This window comes from Niallia sp. Kr1, from assembly GCF_050389805.1.
Lineage (GTDB): Bacteria > Bacillota > Bacilli > Bacillales > Cytobacillaceae > Bacillus_BD.
In genome coordinates, this window is the sequence record NZ_CP130945.1 from 1,253,097 (window position 1) to 1,268,349 (window position 15,253).

The 15,253-nt window shown below is 35.8% G+C and carries 21 protein-coding genes; 8 read left to right on the plus strand and 13 right to left on the minus strand.

Annotated features, from left to right (window positions below; translation table 11 throughout):
* Position 1: 1 nt before the first annotated feature.
* From Q5760_RS06225 to Q5760_RS06250, 6 genes are all read right to left on the minus strand, one after another.
* The gene (locus Q5760_RS06225; RefSeq protein WP_428911338.1) at positions 2-220 is read right to left on the minus strand and encodes a spore germination protein; all 219 of its coding nucleotides are present in this window, start codon (positions 218-220) and stop codon (positions 2-4) included.
* 1 nt (position 221) lies between these two features.
* On the minus strand, positions 222-626 hold the full coding sequence (locus Q5760_RS06230) for a spore germination protein GerPE (RefSeq protein WP_428911339.1): 405 nt from the start codon (positions 624-626) through the stop codon (positions 222-224).
* A complete protein-coding gene (locus tag Q5760_RS06235) occupies positions 626-799 on the minus strand; it encodes a spore gernimation protein GerPD (protein ID WP_428911340.1) in 174 nt (57 codons plus the stop codon). Before Q5760_RS06235 ends, Q5760_RS06230 begins: the two co-directional genes overlap by 1 nt.
* On the minus strand, positions 796-1,413 hold the full coding sequence (gerPC, locus tag Q5760_RS06240) for a spore germination protein GerPC (protein WP_428911341.1): 618 nt from the start codon (positions 1,411-1,413) through the stop codon (positions 796-798). The genes Q5760_RS06235 and gerPC overlap by 4 nt, the downstream gene beginning before the upstream one ends.
* Before the next feature lie 101 nt (positions 1,414-1,514).
* Complete coding sequence (locus tag Q5760_RS06245; RefSeq protein ID WP_428911342.1) at positions 1,515-1,745, minus strand: spore germination protein GerPB; 231 nt, start codon at positions 1,743-1,745, stop codon at positions 1,515-1,517.
* Between the two features lie 57 nt (positions 1,746-1,802).
* On the minus strand, positions 1,803-2,024 hold the full coding sequence (locus Q5760_RS06250; protein ID WP_428911343.1) for a spore germination protein: 222 nt from the start codon (positions 2,022-2,024) through the stop codon (positions 1,803-1,805).
* A 255-nt stretch (positions 2,025-2,279) separates the two neighbouring features.
* Here Q5760_RS06250 and Q5760_RS06255 point away from each other — a divergent pair, with 255 nt between their 5' ends.
* Entirely contained in the window at positions 2,280-3,497 is a 1,218-nt protein-coding gene (locus tag Q5760_RS06255; protein ID WP_428911344.1) for a DUF418 domain-containing protein, read from the plus strand.
* A 53-nt stretch (positions 3,498-3,550) separates the two neighbouring features.
* Positions 3,551-3,898 carry a YisL family protein gene (locus tag Q5760_RS06260; protein ID WP_428911345.1) on the plus strand — a complete coding sequence of 116 codons (348 nt, stop codon included), beginning with the start codon at positions 3,551-3,553 and terminating at the stop codon, positions 3,896-3,898.
* 49 nt (positions 3,899-3,947) lie between these two features.
* On the opposite strand, the gene Q5760_RS06265 is transcribed toward Q5760_RS06260, so the two are convergent.
* On the minus strand, positions 3,948-4,508 hold the full coding sequence (locus Q5760_RS06265) for a DUF2777 domain-containing protein (RefSeq protein ID WP_428911346.1): 561 nt from the start codon (positions 4,506-4,508) through the stop codon (positions 3,948-3,950).
* Between the two features lie 464 nt (positions 4,509-4,972).
* Here Q5760_RS06265 and asnB point away from each other — a divergent pair, with 464 nt between their 5' ends.
* Together asnB and Q5760_RS06275 are read left to right on the plus strand one after the other, a co-directional pair.
* The gene (asnB, locus tag Q5760_RS06270; protein WP_428911347.1) at positions 4,973-6,820 is read left to right on the plus strand and encodes an asparagine synthase (glutamine-hydrolyzing); all 1,848 of its coding nucleotides are present in this window, start codon (positions 4,973-4,975) and stop codon (positions 6,818-6,820) included.
* 183 nt (positions 6,821-7,003) lie between these two features.
* Complete coding sequence (locus Q5760_RS06275) at positions 7,004-8,479, plus strand: alpha-amylase family glycosyl hydrolase (RefSeq protein ID WP_428911348.1); 1,476 nt, start codon at positions 7,004-7,006, stop codon at positions 8,477-8,479.
* A 244-nt stretch (positions 8,480-8,723) separates the two neighbouring features.
* Here the strand turns inward: Q5760_RS06275 and Q5760_RS06280 are convergent, their stop codons facing one another.
* Positions 8,724-9,218: a YajQ family cyclic di-GMP-binding protein gene (locus Q5760_RS06280; protein ID WP_428912508.1), complete on the minus strand. Its 495-nt coding sequence runs from the start codon at positions 9,216-9,218 to the stop codon at positions 8,724-8,726.
* A gap of 190 nt (positions 9,219-9,408) precedes the next feature.
* On the opposite strand from Q5760_RS06280, the gene Q5760_RS06285 reads away from it, so the two are divergent.
* Entirely contained in the window at positions 9,409-10,278 is an 870-nt protein-coding gene (locus Q5760_RS06285) for a CvfB family protein (RefSeq protein WP_428911349.1), read from the plus strand.
* 12 nt (positions 10,279-10,290) lie between these two features.
* Here the strand turns inward: Q5760_RS06285 and Q5760_RS06290 are convergent, their stop codons facing one another.
* Positions 10,291-10,422: a DUF3941 domain-containing protein gene (locus Q5760_RS06290; protein ID WP_428911350.1), complete on the minus strand. Its 132-nt coding sequence runs from the start codon at positions 10,420-10,422 to the stop codon at positions 10,291-10,293.
* Between the two features lie 78 nt (positions 10,423-10,500).
* A complete protein-coding gene (locus tag Q5760_RS06295) occupies positions 10,501-11,361 on the minus strand; it encodes a DegV family protein (RefSeq protein WP_428911351.1) in 861 nt (286 codons plus the stop codon).
* A gap of 205 nt (positions 11,362-11,566) precedes the next feature.
* Between Q5760_RS06295 and Q5760_RS06300 the strand changes: the two genes are divergently transcribed.
* A complete protein-coding gene (locus tag Q5760_RS06300; protein WP_428911352.1) occupies positions 11,567-11,965 on the plus strand; it encodes a hypothetical protein in 399 nt (132 codons plus the stop codon).
* Between the two features lie 35 nt (positions 11,966-12,000).
* Here Q5760_RS06300 and Q5760_RS06305 read toward each other — a convergent pair whose 3' ends face one another.
* From Q5760_RS06305 to Q5760_RS06315, 3 genes are all read right to left on the minus strand, one after another.
* Positions 12,001-12,177: a DUF3813 domain-containing protein gene (locus Q5760_RS06305; protein WP_428911353.1), complete on the minus strand. Its 177-nt coding sequence runs from the start codon at positions 12,175-12,177 to the stop codon at positions 12,001-12,003.
* A gap of 1 nt (position 12,178) precedes the next feature.
* A complete protein-coding gene (locus Q5760_RS06310) occupies positions 12,179-12,340 on the minus strand; it encodes a hypothetical protein (RefSeq protein ID WP_428911354.1) in 162 nt (53 codons plus the stop codon).
* 561 nt (positions 12,341-12,901) lie between these two features.
* Complete coding sequence (locus Q5760_RS06315; protein ID WP_428911355.1) at positions 12,902-13,720, minus strand: Cof-type HAD-IIB family hydrolase; 819 nt, start codon at positions 13,718-13,720, stop codon at positions 12,902-12,904.
* Between the two features lie 195 nt (positions 13,721-13,915).
* Here Q5760_RS06315 and Q5760_RS06320 point away from each other — a divergent pair, with 195 nt between their 5' ends.
* Together Q5760_RS06320 and Q5760_RS06325 are read left to right on the plus strand one after the other, a co-directional pair.
* Positions 13,916-14,686, plus strand: coding sequence for a prolyl oligopeptidase family serine peptidase (locus Q5760_RS06320; protein WP_428911356.1), 771 nt, complete (start codon positions 13,916-13,918; stop codon positions 14,684-14,686).
* 56 nt (positions 14,687-14,742) lie between these two features.
* Positions 14,743-15,054: a metal-sulfur cluster assembly factor gene (locus Q5760_RS06325; protein ID WP_428911357.1), complete on the plus strand. Its 312-nt coding sequence runs from the start codon at positions 14,743-14,745 to the stop codon at positions 15,052-15,054.
* Positions 15,055-15,253 lie beyond the last annotated feature (199 nt).

Genomic DNA, 15,253 nt, shown 5'->3' on the forward strand with positions numbered 1-15,253 from the left:
TTTAATTGTTTCCAACGTTAGGTTGATCAATTAAGTTTGTATCAAAATGATTGGTTGAGCTTAATCCATTGTTTGCCATGACGAATCCAGCCGTATTAGCAGCTCCAGAACCTAAAGTTGATTTTGCATTACTTTTTGGTGAAATATTTAGTGCATCACCAAATTGAACATTTCCGCCACCAACATTTATGATTTGCGTTTGACCAACAAATGCAGGCATCTTATTCCTCCTCCTCTCCAGTAGTGTTGATCGGTTTATCGACAGTTTCGAGTTGTCTAATGTGTAAAATTCTAGATTCCATGGTGATATGTTCTGTATTTCCAATATGCATAAAGGCTGAGGTACTAAGCGCAGTGACATCAATTGAGCCTACTTTAATAATCGGGTTGGGTGAAGTAGTATGGATTGTTAACGGTTCGTTTATTGGTGGTAGCGGTAGTGGATAGGAATATATTTTAAATAAAGAAAAATCGCCTTCATAACCAAAAAACACTTCCCTTTGTCTTTGAACAGCAAGAACACGGGCCAAACCATTTAGTTCGTTTGAATCGCCAATTTGGATGTGAGATCCGAAAATGACTGATTTGACCTCAATATTGTCGACTTTCGATACTCTTGTTAACATTACAGCCCCAATGGTACAAACGGACCAATAATTAATGATTCAGGCGGAGTATCAAAAAGGGAAGTAAGCTGAATGGTATTGGTATCCCCAACCATTAAAACCGAGGAACTTGAAACACCGAGAACAGTAATATTACCAACACAAATCTCACGGTTTACTACTTCAAAGTTCATTCTGTTTTCTCTCCATTCATATTTTGGGGTAAATGTTTCAAAAACGCTGAAACACCATTTTGAATTTCTGTTTTTAATTGTTCAACAATCCATTCTTTTTGTTGTTCTTTCGTTTGTCCATTTCTTAAAGGTTGATTTAGATAAGCTTCAATTCGGTTAGGAAGCTGTCTTTTAATATCTTGAAGAATAAACTCGTGATAGGTTTCGTCAACTTTATATTGAAATTGCTGGCATGTGGCATCGACAATGGTCGGAAGATTTTCATCAAGATATTGGTTAGTCAAATTTTCAATTTCTGTAAACATAGACATTCTTTCCTTTGGTTCACGAGGACCCTGGCCATGACCTCCATTTCCATTAGGTACTGAATAATCCTCGATTCCCTGTAAATCAGAAGGATTAAGTCCGATATTTAAAGTGCCTTCAAGGGTTTCAACTTTTAATTGATCAAATTTATATTCCATGCGATCAATATGAATGGGAGGTCGAGTCTGAAGTTCAGATAGTTGCTTTTCTAAAGACTGAATTTTTTTTTGCATTCCTCGTATGACGTTATCTTGATTATAGATATAGGCTTGCATTGACTGGAGTATTTGATAAATATCCTGATTCATGTTCCCACCTCACGATGCTATCTATCTAGAACCAAATGATTTTTTTAAGGATGTTTTTTGAAAACAAAATGATAGTCGGAATTCTATAACATCATCAGATCTTATCTACCTGTTGATGTTAAAGGAACCAATGGTGAAGTATGGTGAAATCCAGCGGTAATAGGAATGGGACCTTGTATATCCGGCGCTGGTCCCGTAAATCCACCAGTGTTATATAAATGGGTAGCTGGTTTAATCATTCCTGCACTTCCAATTTGTAAAACAGAGGAATTTGTGACACTATTTACTTTTAAGAACTGAATCGTTATGGATTGTTGAACGTAGAGATTCATTAAAAATCACCACTTTATTCTTTGTCATATTATGAATTTTTGGGAAGGCAACGATACCTATACATTAAAGAAATTACCTTGATCCATACTATCTTGATCAAATGTATTTGTTGCACTTTGATAGTTTTGTAAGTACACATTATCTCCTGTATTAAAAGAACCAGCTCCGGCATATGTTTTTGCATTTGAATTAGCCGATATTTTAAACGTATCACCAATATGGAAAACGGAAGCAGAACTGATATTTATAACCTGAACAACACCTACAATAGCTGGCATTTATAAACACCCTTTAATAATATGATTAAATCGGGGTATAAATCTGTACTTTCAGATCATATGCCCAGTTTTTTTATATTGTATGAATGGATGAAAAAAATGTGAATATGGTTGAGGTGTAAGGTTTGTTTATAAATATGCTGTTTTTATCTATATTATGCAAATGGGATAAAAACAAGGAAAGATGACTCTTATCTTAGAATATATAAATATAGAATGATCGTTATTTGCACTTTAAATATAAGGAGTTAGATGATGGAAGGAAAAACAACTCAAAATTCAGTAGAGAATCGAATTGTGTCTTTAGACATGATAAGGGGGGGAGCAATACTAGGTATTTTTTTAGTAAACATGTTATCGTTTCATTCACCCTTTTTGTATATAGACCCTTTAGAATGGTGGAAAGCCCCCCTAGATAAATGGACATATATCTTTATTGATATTTTTATCCAAGCTAGTTTTTATCCATTATTTTCAATGCTTTTCGGATATGGTCTGGTTTTATTATGGGAAAGAACGAATCAGAAGGGACTGCATTTTTACCCAATTGTATTTCGAAGGCTATCATTGTTGTTAATCGTTGGATTAGCTCATGCCTTTTTCGTTTGGCATGGTGATATTTTGTTCAACTATGCGTTACTCGGATTTATTTTTCTCTTATTTTTAAGATTAAGTAGAAAAAGTATGCTACTTATCGGAAGTGTTTTTTATATTTTGCCTAATTTACTTTTATTAGGATTATTAGTATTGACGGTCATGATGATGGCAGGAACAGGAACCGATCTTTCTATGGAAAATCCTGTATTGATTTCGCAGTCATTGGAGATTTATCAAAATGGAAGTTTTTTAGAAATAACAGTACAGCGGATAAAGGATTGGTCATATACAAATAATCTTTTTGGAATCATGACACAGCTGTTTACGCTATTACCTCTATTTTTAATCGGAGGTAGTGCAGCAAAATATAAATGGTTAGAACATGTAGGAAAATTTAGAAGGGCTTTTAAGATCACCTTCCTGATTACCCTTATATTGGGAGTGTTGCTTAAGCTTTCTCCATATGTCATCAGTTATAATGTCGCAACTAGTTTTCTTCAAGATTTATTTGGTGGACCCTTGTTAGCCATTTCTTACGGTTTGCTTATCGTTTTTTTAGCTGAAACCAAAGGTGGAAGAAAAGGTTTATCCGCAATGAGTTATGTAGGGCGGATGTCTTTTAGCAATTATTTATTTCAATCGATTGTTTCAACCCTTATTTTTTATCAATATGGATTAGGGTTTTATGGTGATGTATCGGTTACATGGGGAACGATTCTAGTCCTTATCATTTTTATGATTCAAATCATATTGAGCCGACTTTGGCTAAAATATTATCATTATGGACTAGCGGAATGGCTGTGGCGAAATTTTACTTATTGGAAGAAACAAAAATTACGTAGAAACGTAGAGTCAGAGTTAACACCATATAAATAGGTTTTTCTAATTGATTATGATAATATGTAAGTTGAATGAGAGGAGGGAGAAAAATGACGCATGCACATATTACAACATGGGTAATTGCATTAATTTTATTCTTTGTTGCGATTGCACTACATAAGAAAGAAAGCAAACGCGCTTATAAAATTGTTGTCATGATTCTACGGGTATTCTATCTATTAATTATAGCGACAGGGGCTATGTTATTATTTAGCTTAGCTACGATTACAGGAATGTACTGGGTTAAAGCATTACTTGGATTGCTAGTAATCGGTTTCTTAGAAATGGTTTTAAGTTTTTCAACTAAAGGAAAATCAGCAGGGGTTGCTTGGATTTTATTAATCGTTGGCTTTATAGCAGTTGTTTATTTAGGATTTGACTTACCAATGGGATTTTAATTAAGAATAAAAGGGTGAAAGAAGCCTTCCAGTATATGGAAGGCTTCTTTCACCCTATTTTTTCGATGACCATTCGTTTGCCAGAACTCATGGTGAATTCGAAACGGTCACTTTTCTTTTCGTAATAAACGAAATGATGTTGTACACTACAAATATTATCTCCGTTATCAAAAACAATAAAGTTGACCCCGCTTTTTTGATTACTTTCACTAAGAAAATTTAAATGGTTGTAGCAATAGATGCAATCGTAAATCGAAAATTGTAAGGAATTTAAATGGATGATGAATTGACAGAAAGCATCATCATTAATTTCGGCTAGTAATTGTTCTAAAGCGTAGACGAGACGTTTACGAATTCGGATTAGATCTTGATCTTTTAGATGATAATGTTCTTGCCCCAATTCGATCATTCCGTCACTTTTTAATACCCCATTTCGCCAACGATTGTATACAAATACTTCTATTTCTTCGTTTATCCACACATTTAAAAGGGTGGCCTCCTCTGTTTCATCATCAAAAAAGACCCATTGTTCATTTATATATTCAACAGACCCTTCTGTAAAGGCGCGTTGCTGATGTTGGATTAGTTTGTTGCGCTGTTGTTTTTCCAAGGAATTGAAACACCTCCTAGACACTCATTCGGATGTCATACTTTCTCTCATTTCTTAGACGAACCATTAATCGTTTTTGTAAATCATGTATAAGTTTCTGAAGATAGATTGATGTCTAGCTCCAGCGCCTAGCGCCAGCGCCTAGCTCCTAGTGAACTTCTTGCTTCTTCCGCAACGATTATTGTATCAACATCGCGCATTACCTGCTCAACGTTACCTTTATCTCTAGAAAAGGAGCAGCGACTAAAAAGTTGCTACGCCCTGTACAAGTCAGGCTTCAGGTTGCTGGGCAAAGCGCTTCCGCTTTTCGTTTAAGAAATCACGCATTTCTATTTCTAGACATAATTCTTTTTTTTTAAACCCAATGATTTGTTTTTCGGACAACTAACCGATTTGGTATACCACACATACACTAATTTCAAGTAAGGTAAGCTAACATACTCAGTAAAGAAGGGATGAGTAAAATGTGTGGGATTACAGGATGGGTTGATTTTAAAAGAAATATGATCAATGAAACAAAGATTTTACAAATGATGACGGAAACATTAGCAAAAAGAGGTCCAGACGACACTAGAATATGGACGGATACTCATGTAGGATTTGGTCACAAAAGACTTGTTGTGGTGGACCTAGAAAACGGAAAACAACCGATGGTAAAACAAAAATATGATCAACGATACACAATCGCCTATAACGGTGAATTATACAACACGGAAGATATCCGAAAAGAGCTTATACTTAAAGGTTATTCCTTTAATGGCCATTCTGACACTGAAGTATTGTTATCTGCCTATATAGAATGGAAAGAAAAATGCGTAGACTATTTGAATGGGATATTCGCCTTTGCTGTTTGGGATAGTGAGCGTGAATTAGTATTTATCGGAAGAGATCGACTCGGAGTAAAACCATTATTTTATTATGAAATGGGGGGAGCTATTCTATTTGGATCAGAAATGAAGGCGATATTAGCGCATCCAGATGTTCATTGTGTGCTTGATCGAGAAGGTTTAGCGGAAGTGATTGGACTAGGACCATCAAGAACACCAGGTTCTGGGGTATTTAAAGGAGTCAAAGAATTAAGACCAGCCCATGCTTTAACGTTTTCAAAAAATGGATTAAAAATATGGCGTTATTGGAATGTAAAGAGTGAGAAACACGTTGATTCATTTGAAGAAACGGTGGAGAAAGTTCGCTATTTATTTACGGACTCCGTTACAAGACAACTAGTTTCAGATGTACCGTTATGTACGTTTCTCTCAGGTGGTGTCGATTCAAGTGCGATTACAGCCATTGCAGCCAATGCAATTAGAAAGGAAGGCAAAGGCTCATTGCATACTTATTCCATCGAGTATGAAGAAAATGATCAATATTTCAAAGCAAATGAGTTCCAGCCAAACTCAGACAGTGAATTTATCAAAAAAATGACGGATACATTTCAAACCATTCATCATCGTTGCGTGATTTCTCAACAAGAATTAGCGCATTATTTATTAGAGGCTGTGCATGTCCGAGATTTACCCGGTATGGCAGATATTGATTCTTCATTGCTTTGGTTTTGCCGTGAAATCAAAAAGGATTTTGTTGTTGGTATATCAGGTGAATGTGCAGATGAAATTTTTGGCGGATACCCGTGGTTTAGAAGAGAAGAAGATTTAAACCGAGTTGGGTTTCCATGGATGAGATCTATAAATGAAAGGCAAGGGTTATTAAAAGATTACTGGCAAGGAAAGCTTAATATTCGTGAATATACCTTAACGAAATATGAAGAAATGATCGGAGAAACACCTTTATTAGAAGGAGAAAGTGAGGAGGAAACAAAACGAAGACAATTATTCTATTTGAATATGCTTTCCTTTATGACGACATTATTAGATCGTAAGGACCGAATGAGTATGGGGGCAAGTTTGGAGGTAAGGGTACCTTTTGCAGATCACCGTCTAGTGGAATATGCTTGGAATATTCCATGGGAGATGAAAATGTACGAAAACCGAGAAAAAGGAATTCTCCGAAAAGCGTTAGAAGGGATTCTACCAAATGAAGTCTTATATCGAAAGAAGAGTCCATATCCGAAAACCCATCACCCTCAATATACAAAAATCGTAAAGGGTATGCTACATGGGATTTTGCAGGATCGTAGTTCCGTTCTGTATGAATTATTTGATAAAGATCAATTGATTAGGATTGTAGAATCGGAAGGTTCTTCCTTCAAAGAGCCATGGTTTGGTCAATTAATGACAGGCCCCCAATTATTGGCCTATCTGATTCAGCTCCACTATTGGTTCAATGATTATAATATTAATATGGTAGAATGAAAATCGTTAAAAAGTTCGGAGCTTCGATTCTTCGAGCTTTTTTAATATGGAATGGATAAAATACAGAAAATTTCAAAATGATAGTATTTTTAATTGACGGTTTTTCTGTAAAAGGATACTCTTAAAGTGCGAACAAAAATGATTTTTAAATATAATATTAGATTAGAGCTCGGGGGATATAAAATGAAAAAAGTAATTTGTATGATCACTTTTCTAATTCTGCTTACAACAAATAGTTTGCCTGCAGGATCTGCTGAAAAACAGGGCCGGATGTGGCCAGATGAAACCGTTTATTCAATTCTGATTGATCGTTATCTTAATGCTGATCAAAGTAATGATTTTAACGTTGATATGAATGATCCAGAGGCTTATCATGGTGGAGACTTGCAAGGAATAATTGATAAGTTAGATTACATAAAAGACATGGGCTTTACTACGATCTTATTATCACCGATATTTAATCATACAGAAGGGGATTATCAGGGGATTAGGGTGTCAGATTTTTATGCGGTCGACGAGCATTTTGGTACAATGGACCAATTTAAGACATTGATAAATGAGGCACATAATCGTGGTGTTAATGTGATGATTGATTTTATGATCAGTCATGTTGGTTCTGATCATCCTTGGTTAAATGATTCAACAAAAGAAGGATGGCTGACAGGTCAAGTGGATGATCATCTGTATGAAATTAACCTTGAAAATCAAGATGCTAGTCAATATATGATAGAGGCAGCAAAATATTGGATAGAAGAAACAGATCTCGATGGCTACCGACTCACTTCTTTAGATGAGATTCCTGTAGAATTTTTACAGGATTTTTCAGAAAGTGTAAAATCAGTTAAGGAGTCATTTTATCTTCTAGGTGATTCAAGGACGGATCAAGTTTATATAGAGGCAGGAATGGATGGTTTTACAGATTATCGATTAAGCGAAGAATTAAGAAATGTTATGCATGAACCGGATCATGGGTTTACAGATTTATTTTCACAGATTGAAAACAAGATGAATCAATTTGAAAATCCACACTTGATTGGGACTTTTTTAGATAATGATAGAATATCAAGGTTTACGAAAGGCATTATTGAACAGAACGAGCATCCAGGACCTCGTTGGAAGCAGGCGTTAACGTTTCTTTATACAACTCCAGGAATTCCGATTGTATTTTATGGTAGTGAAATCGCATTAGATGGCGGGGAGATACCTGATAATCATCGACAAATGAATTTTAGGACGGACCCTGAGTTAGTCGATTATATTACTCAAATTGGTAAGTTGCGTTCTCAATTAACGTCTTTGACCAGAGGGACGTTAGACGTTTTATATGAAAAAGATGGTTTTTCTATTTATAAAAGACAATATGAAAATGAAATATCGGTCGTTGCGATAAATAATACAAAAGGAACCCAGACAGCAACCATTCAAGCTCAAGAGCTAGCAGATGATATGGAATTAAGAGGAGTCTTAAATGGAGATCTAGTTCGTAGTCAGGACAAGGAGTACAAAATTACGATTGACCGAGACGAATCTGAAATCTACTTGTTGCAACCGCAAACAGGTATCAATATGACTTTTATACTGGCCATTGTACTCGTTCCGATAACATTTGGGGTATTTTTATATCTTGTATGGCGCAAATCACGAAAAACACAAAGTTAAAAAGGAAAAGTTTTTGAAGTTAGATGGATGTCTAGCTTCAGCGCCTAGCTCCTAATGGACTTCCCGCTTCTTCCGCAACGATTGCGTCAACATCGATTCGCACTACGTGCTCATCGTGTTTCCTTTATCTCAGGGGAGGGACATCGACTAAAGACCGCCACGTCCTGTGGCGAACGTCGATGTCTACACATCCTGTGCAAGTCAGTCCATGCGGAGCTGAGCAAGGCGCTTCTGCTTTTCGATTTTATCGATAATTGACAAATTGTACATCAATACTTAAATCGGCTTCTTTCACGGCTTGGATGATTTTTTGTAAATCATCACGGTTTTTTCCGGTTACACGGATTTGATCATCTTGAATTTGGCTTTTTACCTTTAAACCGCTATTTTTGATAATGGTATTAATTTTCTTTGCATTATCTTTATCGATTCCTTGAACCAACTTTGCTCGAACCCGAACCGTTCCACCGCTTGCCTTTTCTATTTTTCCATAGTCAAGGTTTTTGACAGGGACTTCACGCTTTATTAATTTACTGAATAATACATCCTTTACTTGATCTAGTTTGAATTCGTCATCAGATACAATCACGATTTCTTCTTTATCAAGTGTGATTTCACTTTTACTTCCTTTAAAGTCGTAGCGTGTTTGAATTTCTTTCATCGCAATATTAATTGCATTTGTGACCTCTGAAAAATCAACGTTAGATACAATATCAAAAGAACTTTCTTTTGCCGCCATATGAACCTCCACTACACTCGTTTTCATTGTAATTGCTTTCCATCGAAACAATCGGGTTTTTAAGATGGAAATTTTCCTTTCCAAACCAATTATAGTAAAATAAACCAGTTGATACAACTTTCATAAAAAAGATGCACATTTCCCAATGTTTTATGATCGAGAAGTGATGCAACTTATAAGGAGTGATTTTGTGGCTATTCAGGAATTTATTGGGAAGGTCGTTTCATTAAATGTAGCGAGACAAACAGAATTTGGCTACTTTTTAACGGATGGAACAGAGGATGTTCTTTTACATAAAAATGAGGTGGAACGTGAATTAGAAGAAGATGAGTCTGTAGAGGTCTTTTTATATACAGATTCAAAAGGAAGAATTGCAGCAACTACCACGATTCCCACTGTTACAGTAGGAACCTATAATTGGGCAACGGTAAGTGATACGAAGCCAGGCTTAGGCGTATTTTTAGATATTGGCATACAAAAGGATATGCTGCTTGGTCAAGAGGACCTACCTGTCCATAAAAGTGTTTGGCCAGTTGAGGGAGATCGCCTCTTTATTACATTGAGAGTGAATAAAAACCATCGTATTTATGTCAAAACTGCAACCGATCCTATTATAGAAGAAAACTCAATCAAAGCATCAAGGGATAGTTTTAATAAAACTGTTCATGGATTTATTTATCGAACAGCCAAAGTAGGATCATGGATTTTTACTGCAGAAGGGTATAAGGGTTTTATTCATGAGTCGCAGCGGGAAGTTGAGCCACGCCTCGGAGAAAAGGTAGAAGGAAGGGTCATAGATGTGAAAGAAGACGGATCCATTAATGTATCTTTACTGCCGCGTAAGCAGGAGGCTCTTGATCAAGATGCGGAGAAAATTCTTTCCGTTTTAGAAGGACGTGGTGCGATGCCATATTGGGATAAGAGTATGCCAGAGGATATTCAGGATAAGTTCAATATGAGTAAAGCTGCATTTAAACGGGCGTTAGGTCGATTAATGAAAGAAGGAAAGATCTATCAGGAAGAAGGGTGGACGTATTTGAAAAGAGAAGATGCGGAGTAACTCCGCATCATTCTATAGGTGATCTGTCATTTTTGAATATTGATTTTTACCTGCTTTGCGATTTTTTTCTCGAATCATGTTTTTTTCATGGCGAAGGGCATTATTGTCCTTTGCTTTTTTATCATTATCTGAAGTGTGTGGCATAAAAAAACTCCTTTCCATCATCTTTCTCATTTAGTATGAGTGATGCTGAAAAAGAGTATGTTAGAGAGTTTTTACCAATCACTGTGGTTTTTCATTTAAGAAAAAGATGGCAATCGTTTCAGGACCTGTATGGGAGCCAATAACGGCACCAATTTCAGTAATAATAACCTCTCTAGCATGAAGTTCATCTTGAATCATTGTTTTCATTTCTGTAGCCGTATTAAGGTCATCGGCATGGCTAATTCCTACCGTTTGTTTGTCAAAATCGACCCCGCGTTCTCTCATGACTTCTATCATTCGACGCAACACTTTCTTTCTGCCGCGGATTTTTTCAAGTGGCACTAGTTTTCCGTCTTCTACATTTAAGAGGGGGTTAATATTTAATAATCCGCCCAAGAATGCAGATGCCTTTGACACTCTTCCACCCTTAGCCAGATAATCCAAATCAGGGACAGTAAATAAATGCTCCATATGGGATGCAATCCACTCTGCTCTTTTTGCAACTTCTTCAAGTGTGGCACCTGTTTTTGCGACATTTAAGGCTTCTCTAACAACTAACCCCTGACCTAAGGAGGCACATTTTGTATCTATGATTTCTAGTTTAAACTCTGGATAGCTTTCTTTTACTTGGTCACGCATCATCACAGCTGTTTGATAAGTTCCAGATAACTGTGACGAGAAAGCAATATAAACGCCCTCTTCTTTATTTTGAGCCATTTCGGTAAACGTCTTTTCAAAATCAAGTGGTGATACTTGAGATGTTTTTGGTAGTTCCCCATTTCTTATCGAATCAAATATGGTCTTTGGTTCGATTTTAATTAAATCCTCGTATTCTTGGTCTTTAAGAAGAACTTTTAATGGGAAAAGCTTTATGTCATTTTCTTTATAAAATTGTAAGGGTAAGTCACTCCCACTGTCAGCTAAAATTTTAACTGGCATTCGGACGCACCTTCTTTCCACTATTTATCTAATACTTTATGTATACACAAAGACTGCCATGCTATCAATCCCTAGTTTACCATTAAATTTTTTGCTATTAAAGAAAATGAAAGATGTTTTAAATAAAAATATTCAATAAAGGAATAATTTTTCACTGGAATAAGAAGGATAATTGGAAAGACTTATAAACTAAGGAGAGTGCTATATGAAAAAGTCGCTCATCATCTTGGTCCTGTTTCTAATTCCCTTTTCCAGTCAAGTTTTGGCGATGGAAAATGAGTTGCGTATAAATAAGGAACAACCAGAAACGATCCATTTCAAAGATTTGCAAATCATTAAAATAGGTAGGAACTATGAAGTAACCGGAATGGCTAAAGTACGTAAAGGGGTTTTTTATTATTCAGTTGAAAATGGACATCATGTATTGGTTCCTGAGAAAAAAGTAAAATTAAACAATTTAAATTGGGTCCATTTTAAATTGAAGATTTCTATTCCATCCCAACAACTACCGAAAAATGGGGTGTTGATGTTAAATTTATATGAAAAAGATAAACGAGGTAAAATAGCTCATTCGACTCCTATAGTTTTGGATTCATTTAAGTAAGAAAGAGGCTGAAATTCCAGCCTCTTTAAAAAATGTTATTGTAGCGATTCTAACTCTTTTTGCAGTTCTTGGAGTTGCTGTTTTTCAGCTGTTGTAGAATTAGCATATGCTGAAGATAACGCATTTTTCGCTTTTAAATGCGCTTCTTCTGAGTAACTATTTTTTGCTGCCTCGACAAACTTTCTAGCATCTTGAAATAAGCGGTTACTCATATTATAAGCCCTCTCCAAGTATGGAATTTGATTCTTTCACATTTGACATTTTATAGCTTTCAGCTTCAGCATATGTCATGTGATAAGGGATACGTTCAGCATGTTTCGTGACAGAATCTACACCTTGCTGTACAAAACGTTTTGATTTATTACGTTTACCCATTCAAATCCCCTCCAAAAAGAGTAATTGAAGCATTGGCTTCAGTTATAGTATGGGCTAGTCATAGTGATAATAAAATGGAAATAGATGGAATTTCCCTTAAAGTTAGGCTGTGTTAAAGGCGTATGTCGGTTTCACTGTGTATGAAAAAATAAACGGTAAAATTCCGTTTAAATGGGGAAAAACTCATATTTTCCTAAGAATAAAGGAAATTTTTCTGATTATTTGATCCTAATCTTCGGATTTTGTCTTATTCAGAAAGGCTAAACGGTTTATCTCCACTTATATCTGCATCTAAAGCCTCCGACACATACATTAGCCGGAAATTCTCCGCCAATGAATTCTTTTACCTACACGAAATCAACAATGAAAAATAACTGAGCCAAAAGGTAAAAGGTTTCTTTGAAGTTAGATTGATGTCTAGCTCCTAGTGGACTTCCCGCTTCTTCCGCAAAGGTTGCGTCAACATCGACTTGAAACCGCCACGACCTATGGCGAACGTCGATGTCAGTACATCCTATGCATGGCAGTCCATACGTTCCGAAGTCGCTTTGGTTTTTCCTTCTAAATAGCTTTCAAGTTCAACAGATCATTTAAGTAATGACCAATTCCATCTTCTTCATTTGTATAAGTAATGTCATTTGCAAGGTTTTTTAGTTCATCAATCGCATTCCCCATGGCAACGCCATACCCTGCATAATCAATCATTTCTAGATCATTATCTTCATCCCCAAAAGCAATAATACGGTCTTTTGGAATTCCATAATATTGAGACACCTTTTTTAACCCAACCGCTTTATTAAGACCATGTCTAACAATCTCGATGATAGGGAATGGATCACCCCAGCTACGTTGTTCGATCACTTCAGCGTGGACCTCTGCTAAATGTTGTCGAATTTTTTTAACCTGTTCTTTCTCAGAATGAATGAGCAAACTAGTAGGGGAGGCATTTAAAAATTTTCGTATATCTCCAGTAGTAATATTCGGGTTCCCATAGCTAAAAATTTGTAAAAGCTTCTCATCATGATAATGAATAAAAACATCGTCGATTACTTCAGCAATGATATTGTGAAAATCAAAATCGTTACAAGCATCAACAATGTCTTTGGCTACTGACATATCTAATGGAGAATGATGGATGCCGAAACTAGAATCTTTCGGATGATGAATGAAAGCACCATTGAAATTAACAACAGGAGATTTTAGGTCTAACTCTTTGTAGTACATTTCTGATGATCGATAAGGTCTGCCTGTTGCAATCATGACTTCATGTCCTGCCTCTTTTGCCTTAAAAAGAACTTTTTTTGTTTTACTTGAGATGGTTTTATCATCTTTTAGCAGTGTTCCGTCTAAATCCAGTACAATTAAATGTTTTTCTGCCATGCTATCTCCCCTTTATTAAATATCGCTTGCATTAAGTGTAATCCTTTTGGAAATTAAAAGTCCACATGTTAAACTTAATTTGAGATGAATGAACAGATATTGTATTCAAGTAGGTTTAATACTAATACTATTTTATTAATAGTATAATCTTTTTTTGTAAAAATATCTTTACAGACGATTTGGGGGATATTCAAGTTGATATTAGTTGAAAAACAGCATATGAATGAGATTCCTGTTTTACATTTGGCGCAAAAAGATCGTTACGATGCTCAACTTCCTTTGGTTATATTCGAACATGGGTTTACAAGTGCAAAAGAAAATAATCTACATTATGCTTATTTACTTGCAGAAAAGGGAATGCGTGTAGTCTTACCTGAAGCAGCTTATCATGGGGAACGTAGTGCTAATCTTAGTACAGAACAACTAGCGTTTCGTTTTTGGGAAATTGTGGTGCAATCTATTGGTGAACTGGATACGATTCGTCAATATCTTGAGACACGGAAATTTATTGATCCATCTAGAATCGGCTTAGTTGGTACATCGATGGGAGGGATTGTCACACTAGGTTCCTTAACCCAATACCATTGGGTAAAGGCAGCAGTTAGCTTAATGGGAATGCCATCGTATGAAAAATTTGCTTTATGGCAACTTGAAACATTAAAGAAAAAAGGTGTTCAATTACCTGTAACACAGGAAGCAATTGATCAACTACTCCTTAAAATCAACACTTATGATTTAAGTAAAAATCCAAAAGCGTTAAACGGAAGACCACTTTTATTTTGGCATGGTAAGCAAGATCCAGTTGTTCCGTTTACATATACTTATGATTTTTACCAAGAGATTAAACCACTTTATAAGAACGAACCCGGAAAATTACAATTTATTGTCGATGAAAAATCCGGACATAAGGTAAGTAGAGAAGGTGTGCTCAAAACAGTAGAATGGTTTGAACAGCATCTTGCTTAAAGAATTCTGTTTGATTTGTTATGATAGATTAGATTAAATATTAGGGGGACTGGAAAATGGAACAAGAACTAAAAGATAATATTATGGGTGCATTAGAGAACGTAGTCGATCCTGAAATTGGCATTGATATTGTCAATTTAGGTTTAGTTTATGATTTGAAAATGGACGATGATGGGATTTTGACCGTTGATATGACATTAACTTCTATGGGGTGTCCGTTAGCAGGGGTTATTGTGGATCAAGTACAAGCTGCAGTAAAAGATATTCCGGAAGTAAATGCTACAAATGTGAATATCGTTTGGAATCCGCCATGGGACAAATCTAGAATGTCAAGATATGCAAAAATTGCACTAGGGATCCACGATTAATATCAAATCCTTAAATAGAAACAATCTTTTATTCGTCCTGATTAGACGATAAATCTAAGAGAACCGGCATATTTGTCGGTTTCTTTATTATATAGCAAATAGAGTATACTTCCTCGCAAATTCTACACCCTAACCTTCTATGTGTCTTTAATTTTCCACTATTTTAAAATGGTAGTTTCCGAAGGTTTGAACTTTTTAT